We start from the raw sequence: 22,567 nt of genomic DNA on the forward strand, positions 1-22,567 counted from the left end.
AGTAGTATTGTCATTAACCGCTACTTTCCGTCTCTCAGTATCGATATGTTCTCGAAGAGACAGCCGAGCAGGAGATGAGCAGACGAGTTGAGTTAATTCCAACCCCAATCGGACGAATTTATCTTAGTTCCGATCCGGCATCGTCGACAGCCGAGCGACGGCGTTCATATCCGGCCGATCCGAGGACGGCATCGTCGAATGCCTTGTCGAGCGACCCGGAGAAGAGTCCTCATCACTGCCGCCAACCAACCCCCCGCCGAGTAACCCGTCTTCGTCCTCCTTCTGGTCTGATTCCTCGCGTTCGGCCTCCTCGTCGTCAGCTTCCCGGTCGCCGTCGTCTTCGTCGGTGCTTCTGTCTGTCTCACCGCCACGAAGCCCCTCGAGTCGATCCCGAAGCGATTCGAGTTCGTCGCTAAATCCCTCAACATCGGTTCCGGCGACGGATTCGAGCGTCGATCCGAGCATCGACTCGTCTTCCGAATCGGTCTCATCACTCGAGTCGGCCTCCCCATCCGACTCACCGTTTGAGTCGACCTCATCATTCGACCCGTCCTTGGAGTCGACCTCATCATCCGACCCGTCCTTGGAGTCGACCTCGGTACTTGATTCGTCGTCAGAATCTGGTGCTGATTCAGTGTCTCGCTGACTGTCGTCCCCGCCCACTTGAAGCGTTTGCCGGAGGTCGTGCAAGTTCTCCTCGAGTGTCGCTCGCCGGTCGTCTTCGCCCTCATCACTGTCGCTATCGGCACCACTCTCCTCGAGGAGATCCGCGACGGTTGCCAGCGTGACCAGCGCGTGGAGTTTTCGAAGCTCGTCTTCGGGAGCCTTCGCGATCGCTTCGGGAATCGATGCTGGTTCGCTTCCGTCGGGGAGTTCGGCGAGCCCGACCGCCTCGAGAACCGCTTCCGGATCGTTCGTCTCGATGATCTCCCGCGCGTCCGCGGCGTTCTCGAGAAGCGGGCTCGAATCGTCCGGTTCGATCAGCTCGTCCTGTTCGCCGAGCTCCTCGAGCGGGACATTGAGGACGTCCTCGAGAGCGTCGTCGGCCTCGAGTTCGTCCCGTGACGAGGAGAGCAGTTCCGAGAGGCGATCGCCGATATCGTTGCTCATTATCTTTTCACCCGATGTTTCAGTATGGTTTGTGTTGGTCGTGGGTTCGTGCCGAGGTCCGTACTTAGCCCCCGTTCGACACCGTCGCAAACTCGTCGTCCGATTCGGACACGGTCTCGACGATCCGTTCGGTCATCTCCTCGCGACTGAGGTTGGCTTTCACGCCGACGTCTTTGGCAACCGACTGGAGATCCGAATACGACATGATCTCGAGGAACTGCTCGAGAGTCTCTTTGCGAAGCCCCTCGAGGTCGCCAGCATCGGGTTCATCACCCTCGTCGCTATCCTGTTCATCGTCGGTCGTTGAGTCTTCGTCCGCTACTTTACCGTCCTCTTCACTCTCGTCAACTGCATCGTCCTCATCCATCTCTTCCGTCTCACCATTCCCGCCATCCTCATCCATCTCTTCCGTCTCACCATTCCCGCCGTCCTCATCCTCCTCGCTCTCGAGGACATCCTCGAGACTACTCCCTTCGGAGATTCCCTTCGCCAGTGAGGCCACAGAATCACTGGCTTCGAGATCCTCGAGAGCTTCGGTGAAGGCGTCTTTGATCGCCGACGTGAGCTCGGAGCGGAGTTCCGAACGGTCTTTTTCTTCCTCGAGTCCCTCGCTGATCGTTTCGTGAACCTCGCGGCCAATCGCACCGCCGAGTTCGCGGCCGATTCTGTCGCCGAACTCGCGACCGACGGATGCCCCGATCTCGTCGCCGTTGATACTGTCCTCGAGCGACCCGCCGCCGATTAGATCGGCAACATCGATCTGTTCGCTGACTTCGTCGGCGACGAGCTGTTTCAGATCCGACCCGTCACTCATCCGGACCACCCCGATACTTTCCGATCGCGGCTGGGTGATCCACTCCCATCGGGCTACTCCTCCTCGGACTCCTGATCATTCTCACTTTCCTCTTCGTCGTCACCGGTTTCCTCGTCCGTTTGCTGGTTCTCGTCTTCTTGCTCGTCCTCATCCTCGTCGCCCGATTGCTCGCTTTCGGATTCTGCGTCCTCGTCTTCAGATTCCCCATTGCCTTCGCTCTCCGCTCCGGATTCCTCCTCATCCTCGGCGGCTTCCTCATCATCGCTTTCCTCGTCTTCAGCTTCATCCTCGTCATCGCTCTCCCCATCGTCCGCTTCCTCCTCGGCGTCTTCTTCCTCCGCCTCGTCGGAACTCACCAACTGCTCGACGACGAGTCCACCGATTGTCCGACCGACGGACTCTCCGATTTTTCGTCCGACGAACGCACCGATCTGTCTTCCCAGCGCCTCGCCGAGCGGTTCGTCCTCGCCGATTTCGCCTTCCCACTGGGTTCCCTCGAGAAGTTCCTGAATATCGATGTTTTCCGTGATTTTCTCGTAGTCGATTCGCTCGGTTACTGATTGTTCACTCATGATTGGGATTCTGCTTGCGCTGGTGATTCGGACTGGGACTGTTCACTCGAGTCGTCCTGACTGTTCTGGGGTTCGATCTGTTCGGCCAGTTGCCGGATGATTTCGCTGACGATCGTCGCAACGAGGTCCTCGATCGGGAGACCTGGAACGAGTCCGACGAGTTTCTCCTTCAGCCACTTGCCAGCGGCCGCGAGCCGACCGCCGGACGCTTCGTCCTCGCTTGGTTCGTCTTCGTCGCTCTCCTCGCCGTCATCCTCCTGCTCGCCGTCATCCCCGGTACCGAATAAACTGCCGAATAGACTACTGAAGAAGGCCTTCGGCTTCCCGAGCAGACTTTTGAGCCGTTTCGTCACCTTCCCGTAGAGGCTACCGAGATACTGTTTGGGCTTCTTGAGCAACGACCCGAGCAGCGCCTTTGGTTTTTCGAGTAGCGATTTCGCTTTGTCGAGAATCCCACTCAGCATCGCCTTGGGACCGTCGAGGAGCCCCGTTACGGCGGATAACAGGTTCCCTAACAGGTTGTTCTCGCCTGGGCGAGCCGACACGTCGAGCGTGACCGGATTCAGGTTGACCTCGAGGCCGAGCAGGTCGAGAAACAGGCCGTCGAGATCGAGGTGGAGAACGCCGGAGGCGTCGTCGCCTTCGTACACGTCATCGGCGTCCTCGACGTGGTATTCGTCCTCCTCGTCCCCCTCGCCGGAATCGCCTTCACCCTCATCCTCGTCGGAATCGTTCCCACCCGCGTCCTCGCCGGAATCGCCTTCACCCTCATCCTCGTCGGAGTCGTCCGCATCAGTAGATTCGTCGTCGTCAGTCTCACTCTCTTCACTCTCGTCTCCCGGCTCCGCCGTCGCTTCGTCGTCCAACTCTCCGTCTGCACCGTCTGACTCGTCTGCTTGTGTATCCTCTTGGCCGCCGTCCTCGGATTCGTCGTCCGCTGTTGTGGATGTCTCTTCTGACTCAGTCGATGACTCGGCGGTCTCTCCATCGGTTTCCGATCCTTCGTTTTTGTCGCCTTCTTGGGAAATTTCCGCCTGACCGCCATCGGTCATCACTCTCCTCGCCGGTTGTCGTTCGTCGTGGTGATGGCTCGAGGTGGCACCGACGCATCCGGAGTCCGGACGATCCTCGAAGCCATCACCGGTTAACCCGTCTGTCATTATACGAGAACATACACGAGAAAGATCGTTGTGGTGGTTTCCCTTGCGTGTGCGTCCGTTGGGGCCACTCGGACGAACGCCATAATCTAGCGATGTCGATAGGTAATGAGATCGTGAACGGGTACTCGTAGCGGACGAAACGAATCTGTCTCCGATCGACGGATCCCTTCAGGTAACTTCACTCTGCTCGAATCCCATTTCTGCCACACACTGTCGTTACTCGAGTGAACCAACGCGAAGGGCGTACTCCCCTCGCGTTCGGTCTTCGTCGTGATATTCGACAGGTTCCTCGATTGCGCCGATAATTCCTTCCTGAAGGGTTGCCGCGGTCGCGATCCCTTCGAACTGCTCGAGGCTCTGCTCGCCGTCATCGAGCGAAAAGCATCGAACACCGTGTGTGTCCGGCTCTCGAACTCGGAAGTTCTGGGCACAGGGTGCAACCATCGTCTCGCCGACCGCCTCGAGGCCGTGGATGAACCCGCCGACGTTCGCATCCCAGAGCGAGTTCCCATCGGCGTCGAAGGCGGCGATCCGGTGTTCGTTCGGATGGCGATTTTCTGTCTCTCGACTCTCGATCGCGTAGGTGTTCCCCGTCACGAACGCGACGCGGCCGTCGTTCGCGTGGGCGTGGTTCGGATAGGCGTACAGCGTCTCGCCGTCGATTTCGGTCTCGGTCGCGAGGTCGACGCGCCACAGTTCGGCACCGCCGGGTCCCAGAAGGTACCCCCGTTTGTCGCCGTGACTCGAGACGGCGATCCGGTCGCCGTCGAACGAAACGTCTCCGACGCGTCGGTCGCCTTCGGTCCCGGGATCCCAGGTCCAACTCGGCGACCCGGTATCGGTCTCGAGCACGACCAGTCCGTTGTCGTGTACACCCATACACCGGTTGTAGCCGACGGCGAGTCGCTCTCCCGCGTCGTCGAGGTCGATCGAAATCGGCGACGCGTCGGTTTCGTAGCGCCAACGAACCGTTCCGTCGGCGTCGAACGCGTAGACGGTGCTGTACCATTCGCGGTGCTCTCCGTCGCGTTCGTAGCGCCGCGCGGCCGCGTACAGCGCGGGCTCCGTCTGATCGGCGACTGCGCCTTCGTCGTTTCCTACGGAACCCGACTCGAGGCCGACGACGTAGGGAAGGTAGAAGATACTCTCCCTCGAAGCCTCTCCGACGTCTTCGCGCGTGTCGTAGGACCACTCCCGCTCGCCCGTCTCGAGGTCGTAGGATGCGATCGTTCCCGTTTCGCCGCGTCCGGCGACGACGAGCGAATCGCCGAGCGTCTCGAGGCCGACCGCGTGTTCGGGGTGGTCGACCGACCACTGCGCCTCGAGCGTGTCGCGGTCGAACGCGGTGACGGTACCGTCCCACTCGCCCGCAATGACGAGTGAGCCTGTCGCGTGAACGCTCGATCGAGTCCACATATGCCGACTCCGGGCGCTCTCGATGTCTCCCAGTGGTTGCGTTTCGAAGGTCCCCGACCCTTTCTGTTTGTTTGCCGCCATACTCACTCCTCCGGGAACGTTTCGTGGAGCAAGTCGTGGGCGTCCTTGAGTCCCTCGAAGATGCTCTCGCCCTGCTCAGTTAGTCGGTGAACGGCGCGCTCGGCGTCGCGAACGGCCAGCAGACGGCCCCGCGTATAGTTGTATTCGGGATCGTCCTCGTCCATCGTCGCGACCGTCTCCTCCAAATCGACGAGCGCGGCGTCGAGATGGCGTTCGATCTCGGTGAGGCTTTCGGCTTCGGTCAGCGCCTCGATGGGTCCCTCGAGGTGGCCTTCGAGGTCTTTCTCCGCGTGTTCGCGGGCGTGTCGGTCCCCGACGCCGAGGACGTTCATCAATCCGAGTTTCAGCGCTTCGATTTCGTAACAGCTCATGATATGAATAGATTACAACGTCTGATCGACGAGATCGCTCACGATGCGATCCCTGTCTAAGTGGTCGGAAACGATTCGATCCGCGTCGCTCGCGTCGACATCGCCGTACCAGATTCCGTCGGGATAGACGGCGACCATCGGCCCGTCGCCACAGCGCCCGAGACACGACGATCTGGTTATCCGGGCGTCGCAGTGCTCGGAGTCTCGAGCCTCCTGTCGAAGGCGCTCGAGGACGGCCGGCGAGCCCATCTCCGAGCAGGTTCGATTCGTGCAGACGGCGACGTGTTTTCCCGGCGCATTGTGGCTGTGCGGGTCGTCGTCGACGTTCTCGCGGTCCGCGTGACTCTCTTGGTGGGCCAGCGCCCGCAACATCGCTCGAGCGCCGCCCCGGTCCTCCTCGTAGCCCTCGAGATCAACTTTGTACTTGCACGTATCGCAGGACATTTCGACGCTGTCCGTTCTGGCTTCCTGCCAGCGATCCGCGAAGACGTCCAGCAGTCTCGAGTCCGTGCCGAGCGGGTCGCCAGCGGCCGCCTCGACGTAGGGATAGTCCGCGTCGAACTCGTCGGTCCAGTCGCGTACGCGCTGGGTCAACACACCGTCGCCGAGCATGTACGGGAGGACCACGACGGCATCGGGTCGGTGCTTCGAAAGCCCATGGAGGGATTCCTCGAGTCGCGGTTCCGTCACGCCGACGAACGACGCTTCGACTCTCGAGAACTCCCGACCTTCGTAGAGCAGTCGGGCCAGCTTGTGTACGTCGCCGTTGGCGTCCGGATCGCTCGAACCCCGCGCACAGAGGACGACCGCGACGTCGTCCGCGGCGCGATCGACGCCCAGCTCGCGTTCGACGGCCCCAGCGCGGTCCTCGAGCAGATCGAGAATCGCCGGGTGAATCCCCAGATGCGCGCCGTTGTTGATCCCGATATCGTGGGCGGCTCGAGCCTGATCGATCGCCAGCGGTACGTCGTTTTTGACGTGACTCGCGGCGAACAGCGAGCAGTGGACGACGGTGATCTGACTCGTCACCGCGGATAACGTCTCGAACGCCTCGTCGATGGCCGGCTCGGCCAACTCGAGAAACGCCGCGTCGACGGGGATCCCGAGCCGTGACTCGAGGTCGGCCGCCAGTTCGCGAACCTGTTCGTTCGAGCGCTCGCGCCTCGAGCCGTGGCCGACCAGCAGGACGGCCTCGTCGTCGAAGGCGAACGCGGTGTCGTCGGTTTTGCTCATAGGTGGTGCGTTCCGGATGAGTCGTCGGTCAACCCCTGTCGCGTATCGCAGTCCTCAGTCGTATGATTCGGCCTGCTCGAGGCTCTTCCGTAACTTTCGCTCGCGACTCGGCGCGTAGAGTCCGGTCTCCTCGCAGTCCTCGTAGAGCCACGTGCCGAACTCGGGAGCGGCGGCGTCGTCGACGCCGAACCAGTAGCCGCCCGAAGAAGTCTCGGAGAGCTCGCCCATCGGTGCCTCAATCGGGCAGTCCTCGATCAGCTCTCGAGTCAACTCGAGAAGCGCCTCGTCGTCGTGAACGAACGAGATACCTACAGTCTCGCTCTTCGATTTGAAACAGATCGTTCCACAACCCTCGAGAATGCCCCGAAGCAGTTCCCGCTCGTGACTCGAGAACGCCGAGAAGCGGTAGTTTCCGCGCCCGTCGACGGGAAGGCCGAGCGTCGAACGCCGTCCGAAGAGGGCGTCGTCCGTCTCCCTAACAGTGTCACCGGAGGCCGTCTCGCTCGAGCCGATCTCGAGCGTGTACTCGTCTTCGGTTCTGGTGATCGACGCGTCGTGGGCGTACTCGCGGCTGTTCGTTTCGTGATCGATTTCGCCGCCAGCAATGGCTGCGAGAACGTTCGCGGACGCCTCGTCGTTGGTCACGACTTCGACGGTGTCGTCACCGACGTCTCCGCTGCCGGCGATATGGCCCCAGAGGTACGCCGACGCGGGATGGCTCGCGAGGGGGTCGGCGGGAACCTCGATCTCGAGCGATTGGCCGTCGGATCCGGAGACGGCGTCGCTCATTCGCCCACCTCGCGAACGATGATGGCGTCGGTTGGGCAGGCCGCGGCGGCCTGCTGGGCCTCGTCGATCCGGTCGTCGTCGAACGTCGCGACGACGCGCTCGTCCGTGTCGGTCACCTCGCCCTCGCAGTCGTAGATTGGATCCGCGTCGGGATCGATCGTCGCCAGCCCGTCTTCGCCCTCGACGAATCGCGGATCGCGGGTCAGGCAGGCGAAGATGCCGTCGCAGGCGTCCTTCTCGATGGTGATCTCGTAGGCCGGCATGGTCAGTAGTCGTATTTCGTCTCGTAGCCGCGAGGCGTGACCATCCGGTCGTCCCAGACGTAGGTTTCCTCGTTGCCGACGACGATGGTCGTCGTCATGTCGATGATCTCGCTTTCGCCTAGCTCTTCGAGTTCGCCCAGTTCGGTGATCATCACCTGCTCGTCCTCGCGGCCCGCGCCGTGGACGATGCCGACGGGCGTGTCGGAGTCGCGGTGGGTGAGCAAGATCTCACAGCACTTCTGGAAGTTCTCGCGGCGCTTGCGACTCCACGGATTGTAGATTGTGATCGTGAAGCTCTCGCTCGCGACCGAGTGCAGTCGCGACTCGATTTCGGGCATCGGAACCAGATGATCCGAGAGCGAAACCGAGACGGTGTCGTTCACGAGGGGAGCACCGAGACGGGCTCCACAGGACTGGGCCGCTGGAACGCCGGGGACGACCTCGAAGTTAAGCATCGACGCCGTCGCACCCTTGGACTCGATGATCTCGAGGGCGAGCCCCGCCAGCGCGTAGACGTTGGGGTCACCGCTGCCGACGATCGCCACGTCGTTGCCCGCGAGCGTGCGGTCGATCGCCTCCTCCGTGCGCGAGACTTCGCCGCACATCGGCGTGTCGTACAGCTCGTCGGCCTCCTCGGTAATCTCGTCGGGGATCAGGTCGATGTAAGTCGTGTAGCCGACGATGTGCTCGGCCTCGAGCAGCGCGGTCTTCGCTCGTTCGGTCATCCCCTCCGGATGGCCAGGGCCGAGCCCGACCGCGATCAGCTGGCCGGGATCGCCCTCGAAGTCCTCGACCGTCGAGCCGACCTTTTCGTCCGTTTTCTCCTGCTTGCTCGAAGAGTTCGAGCTTGCGCCGCACTTGGAACTCGAGCCCGATGACGAGGAGTCGGATGATGAGCCGCTCGAGGAAGACGAAGACGCCCCGCATTTCGAGCTTGAGGCGGATTCGGAGTCGCTCGAGGATTCGGAACTCGCGCCGCACTTCGAGGACGTCTCTTCGGTCTCGGTTGTCGATGCGCCGCAGTTGGATGCCGATTCGGTTTCGTCCGCGTTGGTGTCAGTACTCATTGGCTGTTAGTGTTAGAAGTTGTCGACGTCACGCCCGCCGCGGGGGGTGACGAGGTACGTTCGGTCGTCGTTCTCCCAGGTCTTGGTCTCGTGATTGCCGATGATTAGCGAGGTTCCCATGCCCGAGACCTTGTCGTCGTGAGCCGTCGCCTCGCCGAGGCTGGTGATGAAGTGGTCCTCGCCGTTCCGGCCGGCGTCTTCGCGGCCGGCGTCGTTGACGATGGCCACGTAGGCGTCGTCGGTCCGCTCCTCGCGGACGATATCGACCGCCTTCTCGTAGTTTCGCCAGCAGTTGTAGAGGACGATCACGAAGCCGCTGATCGCCGCGGCCCGGAGCTTCTCCTCGATTTCGTCCCAGCCGCGCCACTTATCCGAAAGCGAAATCGTACAGAAGTCGTTACACAGCGGCGCGCCGACGTTTGCTGCGCCGCCGAGCGCTGCGGTCAGCCCCGGGACGATTTCGACGGGGATGTCGTTCGCGTCTTCCTCTTCGGCCATCAGGAAGATCAGGTCCGACTTGCCGTAGACCGACGGGTCGCCACCCGACACGTGGGCGACGTCCTCGCCGTCTCGAACGCGATCGAACGCCTCCTTCGCCAGCTCGATCTGGCGGCCCATCGTCGAGCGGACGATCTGCTGTTCGAAGCCATCCTCGCGATCGTCTTCGGCTCGCGCTGCGGTGCCATCTTCACGAGTCGCGATTCCGTCGTCGTCCACCGCTTCCTCCGGCGGAAGCGTTCCGTCGTCCCGGAGGAACGCTTGGTAGAGATCGGAGGCGATCACGCAGTCGGCGGACTCGATCACCGCCTTGGCCTTCGCGGTCATGTGATCCGGCAGGCCGGGACCGATACCGACCACGTAGAGGGTCCCGTACTCGTCAGGGGTTCCCGAACCCGCTTCGTCCGCAGTGCTCTCAGCGCCGCTCATCTGCCGATCGCCACCGTGACTTCGTTCTCGTAGCCGAGCTTCTCGAGGACGAGTTCGTTCTCGGCTCCGCCGGCGATCGCACTGGCCTCGGAGACGCCCGGCCAGCCGATCAGGTCCTTCGAGCGCGAAGGCGTCGGCCCCTCGTGCTCGAGGAGCGTCTCCTTGTCGAAGACGACCACGCCGAGATCGAGTTCGTCCGCGGCCTCGAGCAGTCCTTCTTCGTCTTCCTTTCGAGTGGCCGTGCCGACGAACTCGACGTCCTCAAAGTCGTAGTCGGTCTCCTCGAGCGCCTGCTCCCAAGCGGCGAGGAACGCATCTTTGCTCGCGCCCGAGACGCTTCCGGTGCCCAGCACGATGCCGTCGTCCTTGTTGCGCTTGAGAACCGTCACATCGTCGCCGACGAGGACGGCCTTCGGCCCCTCGAGCCGTGCGACGGGACCGAGATTGTCGTCGAGCACGGCGAGGTTGGTCTTCACCGTCGAGTCGCCGTTGACCACGTGGGCGTCCATCGCCTTCGCGCGGGATTCGACGCCCTGCTTGCCGGCGGCCTCGCTCGCGGTGGTCATCGCCGGAACCGCGCCCATCGTCGCCAGATCCTGTGCGACCTGATTCGCGCCGTGGTGACCGCCCGTGATCGGGATGGCCCAGGTAAGTTCCTCGTCGACGACGCAGATCGCGGGATCCTCCCACTTGTCGTCGAGCAGGTGGGCCGTCTTTCGCATCGCGATCCCGGAAGCCATCAGGCCGATGAAGCAGTCGTACTCGCCCCATTGCTCCTCGAAGACGTCGCCGTGGTACTCGATGATGTCGATGCTCTCGTAGCGGTCGCCGATCTCCGCCTCGATTTCCTCTGCGGTCTCCATCTTCCGACCGAAGGAGATAATCGCGATCTCCTCGGCGACCTCGCCGTCCGAATCGGCCGTCGAACAGTGACCGCCGGAATCTGTACTCGAACTCGAGTCGTCCGTCCCGTCCGCGTTCTCAGTTCCTGAACTCATATTAAAACCTCTCTCGTACCGAAATCGTCCTGTCCACGTGCTATCGACCCGACCAGACCACCGCGGGGGTGGGACTGAAAGGGGCCAGCCCCGTCGGCGAAGGCGGGCGAAGCCCTCGTGAACGAAGTGAGCGAGGGATCAGCGAGACGCCCTGCGTCTCGCGGAACAAGCACCGCAGGGAGGGAGCGAAGCGAGCGACCGAGGCGCACAGCGAGCCCCCCGAGTCGACGGGGTTGGGGGCTTTCTCCGTGTTCGCGGTACCGTGTCCGCCGTCGCTTAGTCATCGCTCGCCTCCGGTTCGCTCGTGTTCTCGGACGAACTCCCAGATGACCCCCTATTAGCCCAGTCACCGTAGAGGAAGGATCGCTCGTAGCCCGCTCCCGTCACCGCATCACCGATAACGACCAGCGCGGAGGCCCGGTAGCCGGCTTCCTCGACTTTATCGGCAATAGTTCCAACCGAGCCGATAATCACGTCCTCGTCGGGCCAAGAGGCGTGGTAGATCACCGCGACCGGGGTCTCCGGATCGTGATCGTCCTCGAGCAGGCGATCCATCGTGTCCCGAACGGCGTGGGTCCCCAGATAGATGCAGGTCGTCACGTCGCCCATCTCGACGAACTCCGAAATGTGGTCTTCCTCCTCGGTCAGGGTCTTGCCTTGCGGCCGGGTGAACGCGACGTGGTTCGAGACCTCGTTTAACGTCAGTTGGGTCCGCAACGTTGCGCTCGCGGCAAACGCAGACGTGACGCCGGGAACGAAGTACGTCGGAACGCCCTCGTGTTCCAGCGCGTCCATCTGCTCCAAGGCGGCCCCGTAGATCGCGGGATCGCCACTGTGGAGCCGCACCACGTTCTCGCCGTCCTCGTAGGAGTCACGCATCAACGGGATGAGTTCCTCGAGGTCCTTCCCCACGGAGTTCACCAGCTCCGCGTGGGCGCAGTACTCGTCCAACAGTTCGCTGTTAACTAGCGAGCCGGCGTGGACGACGAGGTCGGCCTCCTCGAGCAGTTCCTTCCCGGCCACGGTCAGGAGTCGCGGGTTACCGGGACCGGCTCCGACGAAGGGGACGCCCTCCTGGTCGTCTCCCGCGCTGTGGTCGAAAATTCGGTCGTCCAGTTCTTCCCGACGGCGCTCGCCCTGAGCGTCGATCGCCTGCTGGGGGTCGCCGCCGTCCGTCGCCACGGTCGCGTCCATCCGGGCAGCTTCGCTTGTCCCGCCCGTCTCGGCCGTCTCGACCGTCGAGTCCGTCTTGTTCGTCTCGTCAGTTTCAGTTGTATCCGTCATATTCAGTGACCTCCACAATCGCCCTGGGCACAGCCCTCGGCGCGCTCTCTTTCCATCGTCTCCGTCGTCCCGCCGTCGGCGAGGGGTTCGCCGCTCGAGGCCGATTCCTCGCCCTCCTCCGTCGGTTCGTCCGTGCCCTTCGTCTCGTCAGTACCGTCGGTCTCGAATGCCGCCGTCGCCGACTCGATCTCGAGATCGTCCTTCACGGCGTAGGCGAGCGTGTAGTAGTCCCGTTCGTCGATTTCCGCGGGATCGTCCGTGATCAGCGTCTCGCCTTGCTCCATGAACAGCCGTCGGCCGTAGGTCACGTCGTAGCCGGCCTCCACGAGCCCCTCGTGGGTCGCCGGCGCGTCGGTGACCTTGAACAGGATCATCCGATCCGGCCCGGTCGGGCTCGCCCCGTCCGCCGCCTCCCGCAATGAGAGGCCGGCTCCGGCCTCGATTTCGACTCCCATCGCGGTCGCAAAGCCCGTCACCGCGCTCACGCCGGGAACGATCTCGAGGTCCACGTCGTCGTGGAAGGCGTTGATCGTCCGTCGCAGGTGGCCAAACGTCGAGTAGACGTTCGGATCGCCGAGCGTGACGAACGCGACGTCACCCTCTCTGGCTCGAGGAGCGACCTCTGCCGCGGCCTCCTTCCAGGCCGAGCGGAGCTTCTCTTCGTCTTTGGTCATCGGAAAGTCCAGATCGCCGATCTTCGACTCGTCGACGTGGTTCAGCGCGACCGACCGCGAAAGCCGACCGGGCGAGTAGACCACGTCCGCTTCCTCGAGCACCCGCTTCCCCCGAACCGTCACGAGGTCGGCTTCGCCGGGTCCGAGGCCGATTCCGTAGAGCGTCATCAGCGAGTGCTCCCTCCGTCAGCAGCCACTTTTTCGGCATCGTCGGTCCCCTCCTCGGATGTCGCACTCCCGACCAGCATGTAAACTGGATTGTCCGAATTGAAACTCGTCGCCCCGGCGAGTTCGTAACCGTGGCTCACCTGAAACTGGACGACCTCCTCGAGCAGGTCCCGCTCTCGAAACGCCTCCGTTGCGCGACCGGCGACCTCGAGTCTCGAGACGTTCATGATCACGCGATCGATTTCGGTCTCGACGGCGTGATCGAGGACAGCTTCGAAGTTCCGACTCCCGCCCAGAAAGAGGGCGTCGGCGTCGTCGGGGAGCCCTGCAGGCGCTTCCTCGTTTCGGAGCTCGACATTAGCTCGGATCGACTCCTCGTTCGCCGCGAGGTTCTTCTCCGTCGTCTCGAGGCGTTCTACTTTCCGCTCGAGGGCAGTTACCTGCCCGGCTTGTTGGGCCGCTTCGATAGTGATCGCTCCCGTACAGGAGCCGACCTCCGCGAAGTGGTCCTCGGGCTCTAAGGCGAGCTTCGATTGGACGACGGCGCGGACCTCCGACTTCGTCGGCCCGGCCTTCGCATCGTGTGGAAGCGCGATGGGTGGCATCACCGGATGGAACAGAAGCCATCCCTAAAACAATTTTGTTTGGTATAGAACAATCTGCATTGCTCAGTTTGAGTTTGGTTAGGGAAAGTATTGTTGGTAACTCTCCGAAGACTGTATCGCGGACCGAATTTTACTAGTAAGCGAGGAGTATCTCCTCTTGATCCTCATGGTCCGATAAGAGACCTCACCAAGGAGCGGATTGCTCAAGGAGATCTTTAATGAACCGAAATGTCCTCGTCGGTTGTGCGGCGCCCAACGGCGTCGATCAGTGCCGGGGTAATCGTGTACTCGTGAGCGTCGTTACCTGCCGTGACGGTCAGGTCGATCTCCCAGGCGACGTACGTTCGCGGTTGCTCGTCGGTCGTCGCCTGAATGATGCCGGCGTCGACCAATCGGTTCACGTAGGTGTAGGCCGTTCCTTGTGCGAGGTCGAGGGCGTCCATGAGTTCCTGGACGGTCGTTTCTCCCTCTCGAGCGATATACGCGTACAATCGCGCTCACTGGGGCTCCTCGAGGAGGCCCGCGACCGAGAGGAAGTCGCGTATGACGCCGCCATTAGTCCGATTTGAAGTGCGTGACATGGGCAACCACTGTTTACAGTTTACAGTTTACAGAGAGTCAATAAAGAGTGGTTGGGTCGATCTGCCCAAGTAGGGAGTAGCGATTAACTGTTCTTTCCAACCGACTCGAGGAACCGATCGAACGCCCCGCTTTCTGGATGCACGTGGACGTACGTGCCGAGCGATTCGTACTCGATTAGCCCGTCGTGGTCGCCGTCGATGCCGTCCCCGCGAACCGTTTCGAACGCGAAGCGGGCGTCGCCCGCCACGTCGGCGCTCGAGTAGTGAAACTCGTGGCCTCGAATCGTCTCGCCGGCGGTTGCTGTCAGCGTCCCGTCTATCGCCTCGAGTTCGACGTGATCCAACGCCTGATAGCGGTCGTGCATCGTCACCTCGGCGGGGAGAATGCCGGCCATCGCGCTCGTCTCGCCCTCGGCCGTCGTCAGCGACTCGCTCATCGCCATCAGGCCGCCACACTCGCCGAGCACGGGCAGTCCGTCGCTCGCCAGTTCCCCGAGTTCGGAGAGCGTTCCCGCCGACTCGAGTTCCGACGCGTGGAGTTCGGGGTAGCCGCCGGGGAGATAGACGCCGTCGCAGTCGGGAACCGAATCGCCCGAAAGCGGCGAAAACGTGACGAGTTCGGCCCGCTCGCGAAAGCGCTCGAGAGTCGCAGGATACCGGAAACAGAAAGCGGCGTCGTCGGCAACGGCGATTCGGGCGTCGACCGACGGTTCGGATCTTCCTGTGCCGGCAACCATCTCGGCGGCGGAAGTTTCGGGTTCGGGCGGTTCGCTCGCAACATCGGCCAACCGCTCGGCCTCGAGCGTCTCCGCGGCTTCCCGGAGCGCTTCTCTCGGCAGCGCCGCTTCGCCGCCCATCTCGAGACCGAGATGCCGATCCGGAATCTCGAGGTCCGGCTTCGGGGGAATCCGCCCGAAGAACTCGAGATCGTCGGGGAGTGCATCCCGAATTCCCTGCTCGTGGCGGCCGCCGTGGGCGCGCTGGGCGACGATTCCCGCAACTTCGATATCTCGACCGATCGCGTCCGCGTACTCGCGAAAGCCGAGCGCCGTCGCCGCGACGCTTTCCATCCCCGCCTTGGCGTCGACGACGAGCACGACCGGCACGTCGAGCGCTTCGGCAACCATGGCGGTGCTCGAGCCGTCGCCGTCGTAGAGGCCCATGACGCCCTCGACCACGCAGATGTCTCCCTCGCCGCGGTGGTAATTCCGACGAAGCCCGTCTTTGCCACAGAGCCAGAGATCGAGCGTTCGCGAGGGCCGATCCGCGATCGCTTCGTGGTGACTCGGATCGATGAAGTCCGGGCCAGCTTTCGCGGGCTGGACCTCGTGGCCCGCATCCTCGAGGGCCTGAACGATTGCGAGGGTGGCGACCGTTTTCCCGACGCCGGAACTGACGCCGCCGAGGACGAATCCGTTCATCATTGTGGTTGCGTTCGGACAACCGAACTTGAATCCGTCGGTGACGCCGCCGATAGCGCCAGCGAGTTCGGTATAATGGGCGACTGTCCGTTTAAACTTCTACAGAGGGTGTCATAGAACGGTTCGCATACCTATCTTCGACTACCCGACGAACGGTAAGTACAGGACGAGTAGTTACCGGAGCGTCCATCGGGTCATACAGAACCTGCCAAAAATTTCCTGCTGAATATAGAGGATGAGTTCAGCAAACCGGCTTCGTTTGTTCCAATCGCATTGCGCTGAATCAGCCGATCCATAGATATGCGAACTGACCGATGACCGGCCACGATGCGCCGCCCTATCTGACAGTCAATAATCTTTTCAGAGTGACATCTATATATGCTATCTGAACGTGTATAGGGGTACCTCTGAGCAGTCAGGAGGCACGAGAGATCATGAGCAGAAAACTCAATCCAGCGGATGGTATCCTGCGGAGAACAGTCCTGAAAGCCAGCGCTGCAGCGGCGGGGGCACTCGCTCTGAGCGGAACAGCGGCCGCCGACGAACACGACGAGGAGGACGACTACGACGACGAGGTTGAGGTAGACGAACCTCATGGCTTCGAGGTCGATGTCCTCCAGGAGCATGCATCCTTCACCGACGGCGTGGCCGCGACGTTCGAAGTAACCTACGACGACGCTGACGAACCGATCGTCGTCGACCTCGACGACGCCTCGACCGTCATCCTCGCCGAGGCGACGTGGGAGGAGGGCGCGGAGTCCGGGTGGCACCGCCACCCCGGGATGTCCATCGTCCGCATGATCGAGGGCGAAATCGAGCACACGATGGAAGACGACTGCGTCCCGCGGACGTACTCGGCGGGTGACGCGTGGATCGACCCCGGCCACGTCCACAAGGCAGACAGCGAGAGCGGCGCGCTCGCACACGTCACCTTCCTCGGGATCCCCGACGGAGAGCCAGCGACGGAGTGGGTCGAGCCGGTCGAGTGCTGATAGCCCATTCCTCCGCTCACCCCCTTCGGAGATCGAACCCAGTTCGTGCCACATTCGCGCTGTATATTCAGCAGGGCTCGCTCAACATCTCTATTAGCTGATGGAAGTAAGCGCGTTAAGTTCGCATACCTACTTATTGGTCAGTTCACTGAAATAGTGAATGTAATCAACACTGTGGGAAGAGTTCTATGACACCCTCTTCTACAGGCTAAGTCCCCGTCCTTAAGGAGCGACCGTAGGGAGCGAGTAAGCGGGGATACAGCCGTCACCTCCGTCTAATAAAAAATCTTCAAGTGACAACAATTCTATTCAATAAGCAGTGGTCGAAGAAGCGTTCAAATACACAGCAGAGCCCGAGGACACTTCGACTGCCGAGAGTGCGTAGAGCGCAATTCAAACCTGTCGCGAAGTGTACAACCACGCGCTCACACAAGAGTACAAACCCGCTCCAGACTACAACAAACCATCGTACACCACGATACAGAACAAGCTTCCTGAGTGGAAGCGCAAGTGGACAGAGTGGAGCAGTGTGTACTCGAAATGCCTACAAATGGCAGTCCGACGAATCAAAAACAGTGAAACTGTCCTCGACTCGCTCGAAGAACGCGGCTTCGACGTAGGTAAACTCAAGTGGAAAGCACCGCGAGAATACCGTAGCATTTGCTATAACCAGTCTGGCTTTGACGTGGATAGTAACACGGGTTGATCTGGTCACGCGACCGTAGAACTTTCGAAAATCGGGACGTTCCACTTGAATTTCCACCGACCACTCCCAAGCGACGCTAACATCAAGGAAGTCATCCTGAAAAAGCAGAAAACAGGTGACTGGACGGTTAGCATCCTCGTTGAATACGAGGCTGACTATCTTGAGAAACCTGCTGTCGAAGACATTGACGTTAGGATACCGTGGGTATAGACCTCGGTATCACGAAGTTCATCCACGATTCGGACGGGCGAGCGTTTTCTCCGTTGGATGAGACTGTAGACCGAGAACGCATCGAGACGCGGCATCAATCCGTGTCTCGCAAGGAACACGAGTCGAACAACTGGAACAAGGCCCGCCAACGCTTAGCACGAGCATACGAGCGGTTATCGAACAAGCGTCGAGCGTATCGCGAAGCCCTTGCCAACGCATACACGCAACGATACGACGCGGTGTTCCTTGAAGACCTGAATGTCGGCAGTATGATGCAGCAGAACGGGAACAGTCGGAACATCGCGTCGATGTCGTGGTATGAGACGCTGAAAACGTTCGAACGTTTTGGCGAGAAAAACGGCTGCTATGTCGTACTTGTTCCACCTGAAGGAACGACGAAGCGATGCGTACAGTGTGGTGTGGAGTCGAAAAAACCCTTGTGGGCTCGAGAGCATTCGTGCCCATCGTGCGGGTTTGAGACGGACCGTGACCAGAACGCTGCTCTTGAGGTACAGCGTCTTGGGTTGCTCGAACTGGGAGTGGTTGAAGATGAGTTAGGATTAGGTCAGGAACTGGCCGAATCAACGCCCGCTGAGACTGGAACCTCTGCGGGGTCGCGCTCTAGCTCGTCTAGAGACGTGATTCCTGCAAGTACCGTCGTTGACACAGAAAGCCCCATCTGCTCACGGGCGCAAAGCGCCCGTTCGCATGGTCCGTGAGACCGTCGATCTCACGGTACCCTCAAGGAACGAGCCGCGGTAGCGGCGAGTGAGTAGGGTGGGGTAGTTCACTTGGTTACAGTAATCGTCCCGATACAGTACCGAGTCTCTCGCTTGACTCCACCGTGGATCCGACGGTTACGAGGGACTTGGATAAATATCCGAAACGTTTTATAGTATTTGGCAGTAAATGTTCGCAAACATGACAATTAAACAACCTGTGGGTTCGCTAAAAGACGCTGGACCGACTGCTTCTCTAAAACTCGTCGGTCGGTGGCTACTCCTTCTGGGCACCCCGATCGCACTCGCAGCGGTGTTGTGGTTTCATCCGGCCGCTGGCGAAGAGGTGTACTCCAATCTCGAACCGGTTGCTGACACGTGGTTCTACATTCACATCCTCCTCTTGCCTCTCTTTGGCCTGCTCGGAGTCGTCCTCTACGTACTTCTGGCCGGTTATCGGGGCACCACTGCGACCATCGGACGGATCGGAATCGCGGGATACCTCGTCTGTTACATCGCGTTCGAATCGATCGCTGGCATCGCAACTGGAATCCTCCTCCGAGAGTCACAGAACCTCTCCACCGAACAGCAGGAGGGCGTCGAAGCCGTCCTTCAGGTGATTTTTACGGAGCCGATAAACGGGGTGGTCGGGGTACTGGCCCTACTCGGGACCATCGGAATCCTTCTCGCAGTCGTCGCTATCGGCGTTGTACTGCGCCGTTCGGGTGCCCCGCTCGTCCCCCTCGTCTTACTCGGTGGCGCACCGATCGCCATCGTCGCTCACGGGAGTGGGTTGGCGGATGTGATCGGGATGGTTCTGTTCGCCACCGGCGTCGCGTGGCTCGAATTCGGATGGACATCGACTGACGAAACGGAATTCAAGCAGGGAAACTGAAATCGACAGCCGATGAAGTGCCCCCTCGCACAATCATCGAGGTTGCAAGGCATAAATCGTGTCGAGCGCCGCTCTCGAGCCGGAACGCCGTTCGGCCACGAACAGCGACGCCGGTACTCGACGACGCGACGTTCGCCGAACGGACGGCGGCGGTTCGAGACGCGCTCGTGTGACCGGTTCGCACTACCGACGAACGTAAGGGAACCGATCGGTTACGACTGTTTCAATCACGATGACCGAGGAACCAGAAGACGAAACCGAACATCACCTTCGAGAAGCGCTCCAGCACATTAGCGAGGCCCGAGACGGCGAACTCAGAAAGACGAACGACGTCGCGCTCGAGGAGGTCTCGAAGACGGTGTCGGCGGTGTTGCGCGAACACAGACAGGACGAGTGATGCGCCGTCGCCGGAACACGAATCAGATCATGCAAGTAAAGCGGAGAACTCCGCACCGATACCAAGTCGATCCGTGGATCTACCGCTGAGGGGGGCTGTTGACCCGGATAGACGAACTCAGAGAGTGAGTACCGTATTAGACTCCCCTTGGTGATCTCACTCTCGTTTACTGGAGCCGGAGGTTCCGAAGTCCGTGGGTATACATTGTCGGATGGACATCGAAATTCTTCACTCGGTTTCGAGTTCCCGAAACAGTTTCTTTGTATGTTAGCATTCCCAGCGGGGTATCATCGTGTACGATCGTCTGCAGTTCGTCGTATATCTCTTTTCGTTCTTCAACGTCTGTCACACGTCGCCCTCGTTCAATCAGTTCGTCGGCCTCCGGGTTGTCGTAACCCGTATGTATCTGTGAATCTGTCGAGTGGTAAAACGTCATGGCACGATCCGGGTCTGCTACCCAAAAGAAGTTGTACGACCACAGACCTACATCGAACTCGCCTGCCTCCATGTCTTCTTGGATCGCGGCTACCTCGGTCACGAGTATCTCGATATCGATCCCCACTTCACTGAGTTGGTCCTGAATTACCTCCGAAATGAGTTCCAATTCGGGTTGCCGGGTGTAGGTTCGGAGCACGATCTCGAAGGGAGTCCCATCGCGTTGACGGGGGGTGCCCTCCTCTGGGGTAGCCTCCCAACCGGCATCTTCCAACAGGGCTCTCGCTCGTTCAGGATCGTATTCGTACGGCTCGAGGGACGTATTCGCCCAATCGCTCACTGATGGATCGAACGGTCCCACAGCGGCACTTCCCAGATCGCTAAGAACTGTCTCAACGATTGTTTGCATATCGATCGCGTGGTTGACTGCCTTCCTGACCCGGACGTCGTCGAACGGTGGCCTCCGAACGTTATATGCCAAAAAACGATTATTAGTAGTCGGCGTTATACTGAGTTCCACGTCATCGTTTTCCGATAAGTCTTCCAGGGCCGACGCTGAAAGGTTGTATGAAATATCGAGTTCGTTCGCTTCAAGACTGAATACGCTCGTTTGGCTGTCTTGGATTCCCTCGTAGACAACCCGATTGATTTGGGGCAACGATTCGTAGTAGTCGGAATTCTTCGTTGCGACGAGCCTCTCGTTCATCTGCCAGGACTCGAAGACGTACGGTCCGGTTCCGACCGGTTCCTCAAACTCCCCCGAATCAGTCGTTGAATCCGAACTAATTATTGAGGCGTATGGATGTGATAAATACGACGGGAGCGGTGAGAATGGGGTGGTCGTCGTGATTTGCACTTCGTACCTATCCGTTGTGGCGACTTCTTCAACGGGTAGCGGAGACAAGAGACTCGATTCAGCAAACGCTCTGGACAGAGAGTGTTCGACTGATTTGCCGGTTAGATCTGTCCCATCATGGAACTGCACGTCATCTCGAATGTCGAACGTCCAGGTTCGGTTGTCGTCAGTTACTGTCCAGTCAGTGGCTAGCTGTGGCTGGATTTCTAGTTCAGGGGAGACGCGACACAGTGATTCATAGACGCCAATTTGCCCTAGCGGTCCACCCCCGTGATCGACCGGATCGATGGATTCCGGAATATATGTCCCTCCAATCCGAATGGTCGAAGATTGCGCAGTGTCGGACGAACAGCCTGCGATGGATCCAACCGCAGCTGTACCGAGCCCGGCTGCGAGAAGCCGTCGTCGAGTGTATTGAGTCATGTATTATTAACAGTATGGTCTACAGTAATAAAAACTATGATATGGATCGAGTTCCTTAATATCAACTATGAGGGTGAATTTTCTACCGGATTGTCCTATCCGTATGATGCAGTCTCGTTTGCTCTTTGAAGTCCTCAATTCACGACTCGCTCCGCAGACACAGGTATCTCCACAAGGCGGGAAACCCCGCGCCGCGACACCGTTCTCTTCGAAAGAGCGAGAGAGATAGTTCACACCGCGTTCGCGTCTCGAAGTCCGCCCGAACGGGAAACTTGCAGGCTGACGATCCTGAGGTGTCACCACTAATAATCATCACATCGAACTCACAGGCGGCGGCTAACGTGAAAATCTTCTGTGGGTCGGTCCATGGCTGCGGATTCAGGAGTAGGGTCGATAGGCTGCAGGTTCCTGTCATCAATTCCGAGAATATACGTCAGGAAATCTTCGGCCACTTTCGACCCTCGGTTTCTGACGAACGCGTTCCGTTATTGGATTAACCTGTCAGAGAGAATTAAACACCGTTTCGTTGGTCCTCCGCGAACACGTGCAGGGCGAATAAGTTACCGTCACCGGAAGGGAAGCGGTGGTTCCGGGCGGATGTTGGTCTCGCATCTAGTAAATATTCTCTATAAGTTAATTACATATAATAAATCAACGCTCTCAAGTATTACCGTCTCACGAAACTGCTTATCGTCTTCGTCCGAAGACGGCATCATGACGCGACACGATCAGACGGGCGAGGAAATCAAGGCGACTGTCCAACAGTACTGGGACGGCCGCGCCGATTCGTTCGACGACGACAGCCAACACGGCATTCACAGCGACGAGCAACGGGAGGCGTGGCTGTCGGTGCTGCGGCCGTGGACGGGCGAGCCACCGAAGAAGGTCCTCGATGTCGGCTGCGGCACCGGCGTGATCTCGCTGCTGCTGGCGGAACTCGGTCACGATGTCACGGGCGTCGACTTCGCGCCGGAAATGCTCGAGCAGGCGCGAACGAAGGTCGAGCAGTCGGAACTGTCCGCCGAGTTCCAGCGCGGAGACGCGGAGAACTTGGCGCAGTGCGACGACGCCTACGACCTAGTAACGGCGCGACACCTCATCTGGACGCTGCCGACCCCCGAAAATGCAATCGACGAATGGCGTCGCGTTGTCCAGCCCGGTGGTCGTCTCGTCTTGATCGAGGGCCACTGGGACTTTTCCGAGGTGTTCGAGGGGTACGAAGAAATCCACGACGACCTGCCGCTGTACGACGGTCGGCCACCCGAAGAGCTGGCGATGTTTCTCAGAGAACAGGGTCTCGAAAACGTCGAGTACGAACCTCTGGAGGAGTCTGAGCTCTGGGGACAGGAGCCAAATTACGAGAAGTACATCATGGTCGGCGACGTGTCCGAGTAGCTCAT

23 protein-coding genes and 1 pseudogene are annotated in these 22,567 nt (G+C 60.2%); 6 read left to right on the forward strand and 18 right to left on the reverse strand.

What is annotated here, in order from left to right:
• Window positions 1–123 precede the first annotated feature (123 nt).
• The 17 genes and pseudogenes from QNM96_RS00620 to QNM96_RS00700 all read right to left on the reverse strand — a co-directional run bounded on the left by QNM96_RS00620 (window position 124) and on the right by QNM96_RS00700 (window position 15,534).
• Window positions 124–1,110 (reverse strand): hypothetical protein, encoded by a 987-nt coding sequence (locus QNM96_RS00620; RefSeq protein ID WP_283834069.1) that lies wholly within the window; start codon window positions 1,108–1,110, stop codon window positions 124–126.
• 64 nt (window positions 1,111–1,174) lie between these two features.
• Window positions 1,175–1,924 (reverse strand): hypothetical protein, encoded by a 750-nt coding sequence (locus QNM96_RS00625; RefSeq protein ID WP_283834070.1) that lies wholly within the window; start codon window positions 1,922–1,924, stop codon window positions 1,175–1,177.
• Window positions 1,925–1,977: 53 nt separating this feature from the next.
• Window positions 1,978–2,496: a hypothetical protein gene (locus tag QNM96_RS00630; protein ID WP_283834071.1), complete on the reverse strand. Its 519-nt coding sequence runs from the start codon at window positions 2,494–2,496 to the stop codon at window positions 1,978–1,980.
• Window positions 2,493–3,656, reverse strand: coding sequence for a hypothetical protein (locus tag QNM96_RS00635; protein ID WP_283834072.1), 1,164 nt, complete (start codon window positions 3,654–3,656; stop codon window positions 2,493–2,495). The genes QNM96_RS00630 and QNM96_RS00635 overlap by 4 nt, the downstream gene beginning before the upstream one ends.
• Window positions 3,657–3,872: 216 nt before the next feature.
• A complete protein-coding gene (locus QNM96_RS00640) occupies window positions 3,873–5,153 on the reverse strand; it encodes a PQQ-binding-like beta-propeller repeat protein (RefSeq protein ID WP_283834073.1) in 1,281 nt (426 codons plus the stop codon).
• Between the two features lie 2 nt (window positions 5,154–5,155).
• Window positions 5,156–5,524, reverse strand: a complete 369-nt coding sequence (locus QNM96_RS00645) for a DUF3209 family protein (protein WP_283834074.1) — start codon at window positions 5,522–5,524, stop codon at window positions 5,156–5,158.
• Window positions 5,525–5,536: 12 nt separating this feature from the next.
• Window positions 5,537–6,757 (reverse strand): CbiX/SirB N-terminal domain-containing protein, encoded by a 1,221-nt coding sequence (locus QNM96_RS00650; protein WP_283834075.1) that lies wholly within the window; start codon window positions 6,755–6,757, stop codon window positions 5,537–5,539.
• A 54-nt stretch (window positions 6,758–6,811) separates the two neighbouring features.
• Window positions 6,812–7,546 carry a cobalamin biosynthesis protein gene (locus QNM96_RS00655; RefSeq protein ID WP_283834076.1) on the reverse strand — a complete coding sequence of 245 codons (735 nt, stop codon included), beginning with the start codon at window positions 7,544–7,546 and terminating at the stop codon, window positions 6,812–6,814.
• Window positions 7,543–7,809, reverse strand: coding sequence for a ferredoxin (locus QNM96_RS00660; protein WP_283834077.1), 267 nt, complete (start codon window positions 7,807–7,809; stop codon window positions 7,543–7,545). The genes QNM96_RS00655 and QNM96_RS00660 overlap by 4 nt, the downstream gene beginning before the upstream one ends.
• A gap of 2 nt (window positions 7,810–7,811) precedes the next feature.
• Complete coding sequence (gene cobJ, locus QNM96_RS00665) at window positions 7,812–8,876, reverse strand: precorrin-3B C(17)-methyltransferase (protein WP_283834078.1); 1,065 nt, start codon at window positions 8,874–8,876, stop codon at window positions 7,812–7,814.
• 12 nt (window positions 8,877–8,888) lie between these two features.
• Window positions 8,889–9,803 carry an SAM-dependent methyltransferase gene (locus QNM96_RS00670; RefSeq protein ID WP_283834079.1) on the reverse strand — a complete coding sequence of 305 codons (915 nt, stop codon included), beginning with the start codon at window positions 9,801–9,803 and terminating at the stop codon, window positions 8,889–8,891.
• On the reverse strand, window positions 9,800–10,801 hold the full coding sequence (cbiG, locus tag QNM96_RS00675) for a cobalt-precorrin 5A hydrolase (RefSeq protein WP_283834080.1): 1,002 nt from the start codon (window positions 10,799–10,801) through the stop codon (window positions 9,800–9,802). The genes QNM96_RS00670 and cbiG overlap by 4 nt, the downstream gene beginning before the upstream one ends.
• Before the next feature lie 276 nt (window positions 10,802–11,077).
• Window positions 11,078–11,995: a cobalt-precorrin-4/precorrin-4 C(11)-methyltransferase gene (locus QNM96_RS00680; protein ID WP_283834968.1), complete on the reverse strand. Its 918-nt coding sequence runs from the start codon at window positions 11,993–11,995 to the stop codon at window positions 11,078–11,080.
• Between the two features lie 92 nt (window positions 11,996–12,087).
• A complete protein-coding gene (locus tag QNM96_RS00685; RefSeq protein WP_283834081.1) occupies window positions 12,088–12,927 on the reverse strand; it encodes a cobalt-factor II C(20)-methyltransferase in 840 nt (279 codons plus the stop codon).
• Entirely contained in the window at window positions 12,927–13,532 is a 606-nt protein-coding gene (gene cbiT / locus QNM96_RS00690) for a precorrin-6Y C5,15-methyltransferase (decarboxylating) subunit CbiT (protein WP_283834082.1), read from the reverse strand. Before cbiT ends, QNM96_RS00685 begins: the two co-directional genes overlap by 1 nt.
• A 227-nt stretch (window positions 13,533–13,759) precedes the next feature.
• Window positions 13,760–14,113: pseudogene (locus QNM96_RS00695) on the reverse strand (winged helix-turn-helix domain-containing protein); the annotation flags it as partial.
• A gap of 83 nt (window positions 14,114–14,196) precedes the next feature.
• On the reverse strand, window positions 14,197–15,534 hold the full coding sequence (locus QNM96_RS00700) for a cobyrinic acid a,c-diamide synthase (RefSeq protein ID WP_283834969.1): 1,338 nt from the start codon (window positions 15,532–15,534) through the stop codon (window positions 14,197–14,199).
• Window positions 15,535–15,968: 434 nt separating this feature from the next.
• Here QNM96_RS00700 and QNM96_RS00705 point away from each other — a divergent pair, with 434 nt between their 5' ends.
• The 5 genes from QNM96_RS00705 (at window position 15,969) to QNM96_RS00725 (ending at window position 19,453) form a co-directional block, all read left to right on the forward strand.
• Complete coding sequence (locus QNM96_RS00705) at window positions 15,969–16,526, forward strand: cupin domain-containing protein (RefSeq protein WP_283834083.1); 558 nt, start codon at window positions 15,969–15,971, stop codon at window positions 16,524–16,526.
• A gap of 906 nt (window positions 16,527–17,432) precedes the next feature.
• A complete protein-coding gene (locus QNM96_RS00710; protein WP_283834084.1) occupies window positions 17,433–18,161 on the forward strand; it encodes a transposase in 729 nt (242 codons plus the stop codon).
• 202 nt (window positions 18,162–18,363) lie between these two features.
• A complete protein-coding gene (locus QNM96_RS00715; RefSeq protein WP_283834085.1) occupies window positions 18,364–19,056 on the forward strand; it encodes a hypothetical protein in 693 nt (230 codons plus the stop codon).
• Window positions 19,057–19,073: 17 nt separating this feature from the next.
• Window positions 19,074–19,229 (forward strand): hypothetical protein, encoded by a 156-nt coding sequence (locus tag QNM96_RS00720; RefSeq protein WP_283834086.1) that lies wholly within the window; start codon window positions 19,074–19,076, stop codon window positions 19,227–19,229.
• 59 nt (window positions 19,230–19,288) lie between these two features.
• Complete coding sequence (locus tag QNM96_RS00725; protein WP_283834087.1) at window positions 19,289–19,453, forward strand: hypothetical protein; 165 nt, start codon at window positions 19,289–19,291, stop codon at window positions 19,451–19,453.
• 166 nt (window positions 19,454–19,619) lie between these two features.
• On the opposite strand, the gene QNM96_RS00730 is transcribed toward QNM96_RS00725, so the two are convergent.
• Window positions 19,620–21,104, reverse strand: a complete 1,485-nt coding sequence (locus QNM96_RS00730; RefSeq protein ID WP_345782519.1) for an ABC transporter substrate-binding protein — start codon at window positions 21,102–21,104, stop codon at window positions 19,620–19,622.
• 777 nt (window positions 21,105–21,881) lie between these two features.
• On the opposite strand from QNM96_RS00730, the gene QNM96_RS00735 reads away from it, so the two are divergent.
• Window positions 21,882–22,562, forward strand: a complete 681-nt coding sequence (locus QNM96_RS00735; RefSeq protein ID WP_283834089.1) for a class I SAM-dependent methyltransferase — start codon at window positions 21,882–21,884, stop codon at window positions 22,560–22,562.
• Window positions 22,563–22,567 lie beyond the last annotated feature (5 nt).

Origin of the sequence: Halostagnicola sp. A-GB9-2 (assembly GCF_030068615.1) — an archaeon.
In the GTDB taxonomy this organism is placed as follows: Archaea; Halobacteriota; Halobacteria; order Halobacteriales; family Natrialbaceae; genus Halostagnicola.

Coding starts and splice junctions, on each gene's coding strand:
- QNM96_RS00620 (WP_283834069.1), bottom strand. CDS start 1,110: ATGAGCAACGATATCGGCGATCGCCTCTCGGAACTGCTCTCCTCGTCA.
- QNM96_RS00625 (WP_283834070.1), bottom strand. CDS start 1,924: ATGAGTGACGGGTCGGATCTGAAACAGCTCGTCGCCGACGAAGTCAGC.
- QNM96_RS00630 (WP_283834071.1), bottom strand. CDS start 2,496: ATGAGTGAACAATCAGTAACCGAGCGAATCGACTACGAGAAAATCACG.
- QNM96_RS00635 (WP_283834072.1), bottom strand. CDS start 3,656: ATGACAGACGGGTTAACCGGTGATGGCTTCGAGGATCGTCCGGACTCC.
- QNM96_RS00640 (WP_283834073.1), bottom strand. CDS start 5,153: ATGGCGGCAAACAAACAGAAAGGGTCGGGGACCTTCGAAACGCAACCA.
- QNM96_RS00645 (WP_283834074.1), bottom strand. CDS start 5,524: ATGAGCTGTTACGAAATCGAAGCGCTGAAACTCGGATTGATGAACGTC.
- QNM96_RS00650 (WP_283834075.1), bottom strand. CDS start 6,757: ATGAGCAAAACCGACGACACCGCGTTCGCCTTCGACGACGAGGCCGTC.
- QNM96_RS00655 (WP_283834076.1), bottom strand. CDS start 7,546: ATGAGCGACGCCGTCTCCGGATCCGACGGCCAATCGCTCGAGATCGAG.
- QNM96_RS00660 (WP_283834077.1), bottom strand. CDS start 7,809: ATGCCGGCCTACGAGATCACCATCGAGAAGGACGCCTGCGACGGCATC.
- cobJ (WP_283834078.1), bottom strand. CDS start 8,876: ATGAGTACTGACACCAACGCGGACGAAACCGAATCGGCATCCAACTGC.
- QNM96_RS00670 (WP_283834079.1), bottom strand. CDS start 9,803: ATGAGCGGCGCTGAGAGCACTGCGGACGAAGCGGGTTCGGGAACCCCT.
- cbiG (WP_283834080.1), bottom strand. CDS start 10,801: ATGAGTTCAGGAACTGAGAACGCGGACGGGACGGACGACTCGAGTTCG.
- QNM96_RS00680 (WP_283834968.1), bottom strand. CDS start 11,995: ATGGACGCGACCGTGGCGACGGACGGCGGCGACCCCCAGCAGGCGATC.
- QNM96_RS00685 (WP_283834081.1), bottom strand. CDS start 12,927: ATGACGCTCTACGGAATCGGCCTCGGACCCGGCGAAGCCGACCTCGTG.
- cbiT (WP_283834082.1), bottom strand. CDS start 13,532: ATGCCACCCATCGCGCTTCCACACGATGCGAAGGCCGGGCCGACGAAG.
- QNM96_RS00700 (WP_283834969.1), bottom strand. CDS start 15,534: ATGAACGGATTCGTCCTCGGCGGCGTCAGTTCCGGCGTCGGGAAAACG.
- QNM96_RS00705 (WP_283834083.1), top strand. CDS start 15,969: ATGAGCAGAAAACTCAATCCAGCGGATGGTATCCTGCGGAGAACAGTC.
- QNM96_RS00715 (WP_283834085.1), top strand. CDS start 18,364: ATGACAATTAAACAACCTGTGGGTTCGCTAAAAGACGCTGGACCGACT.
- QNM96_RS00725 (WP_283834087.1), top strand. CDS start 19,289: ATGACCGAGGAACCAGAAGACGAAACCGAACATCACCTTCGAGAAGCG.
- QNM96_RS00735 (WP_283834089.1), top strand. CDS start 21,882: ATGACGCGACACGATCAGACGGGCGAGGAAATCAAGGCGACTGTCCAA.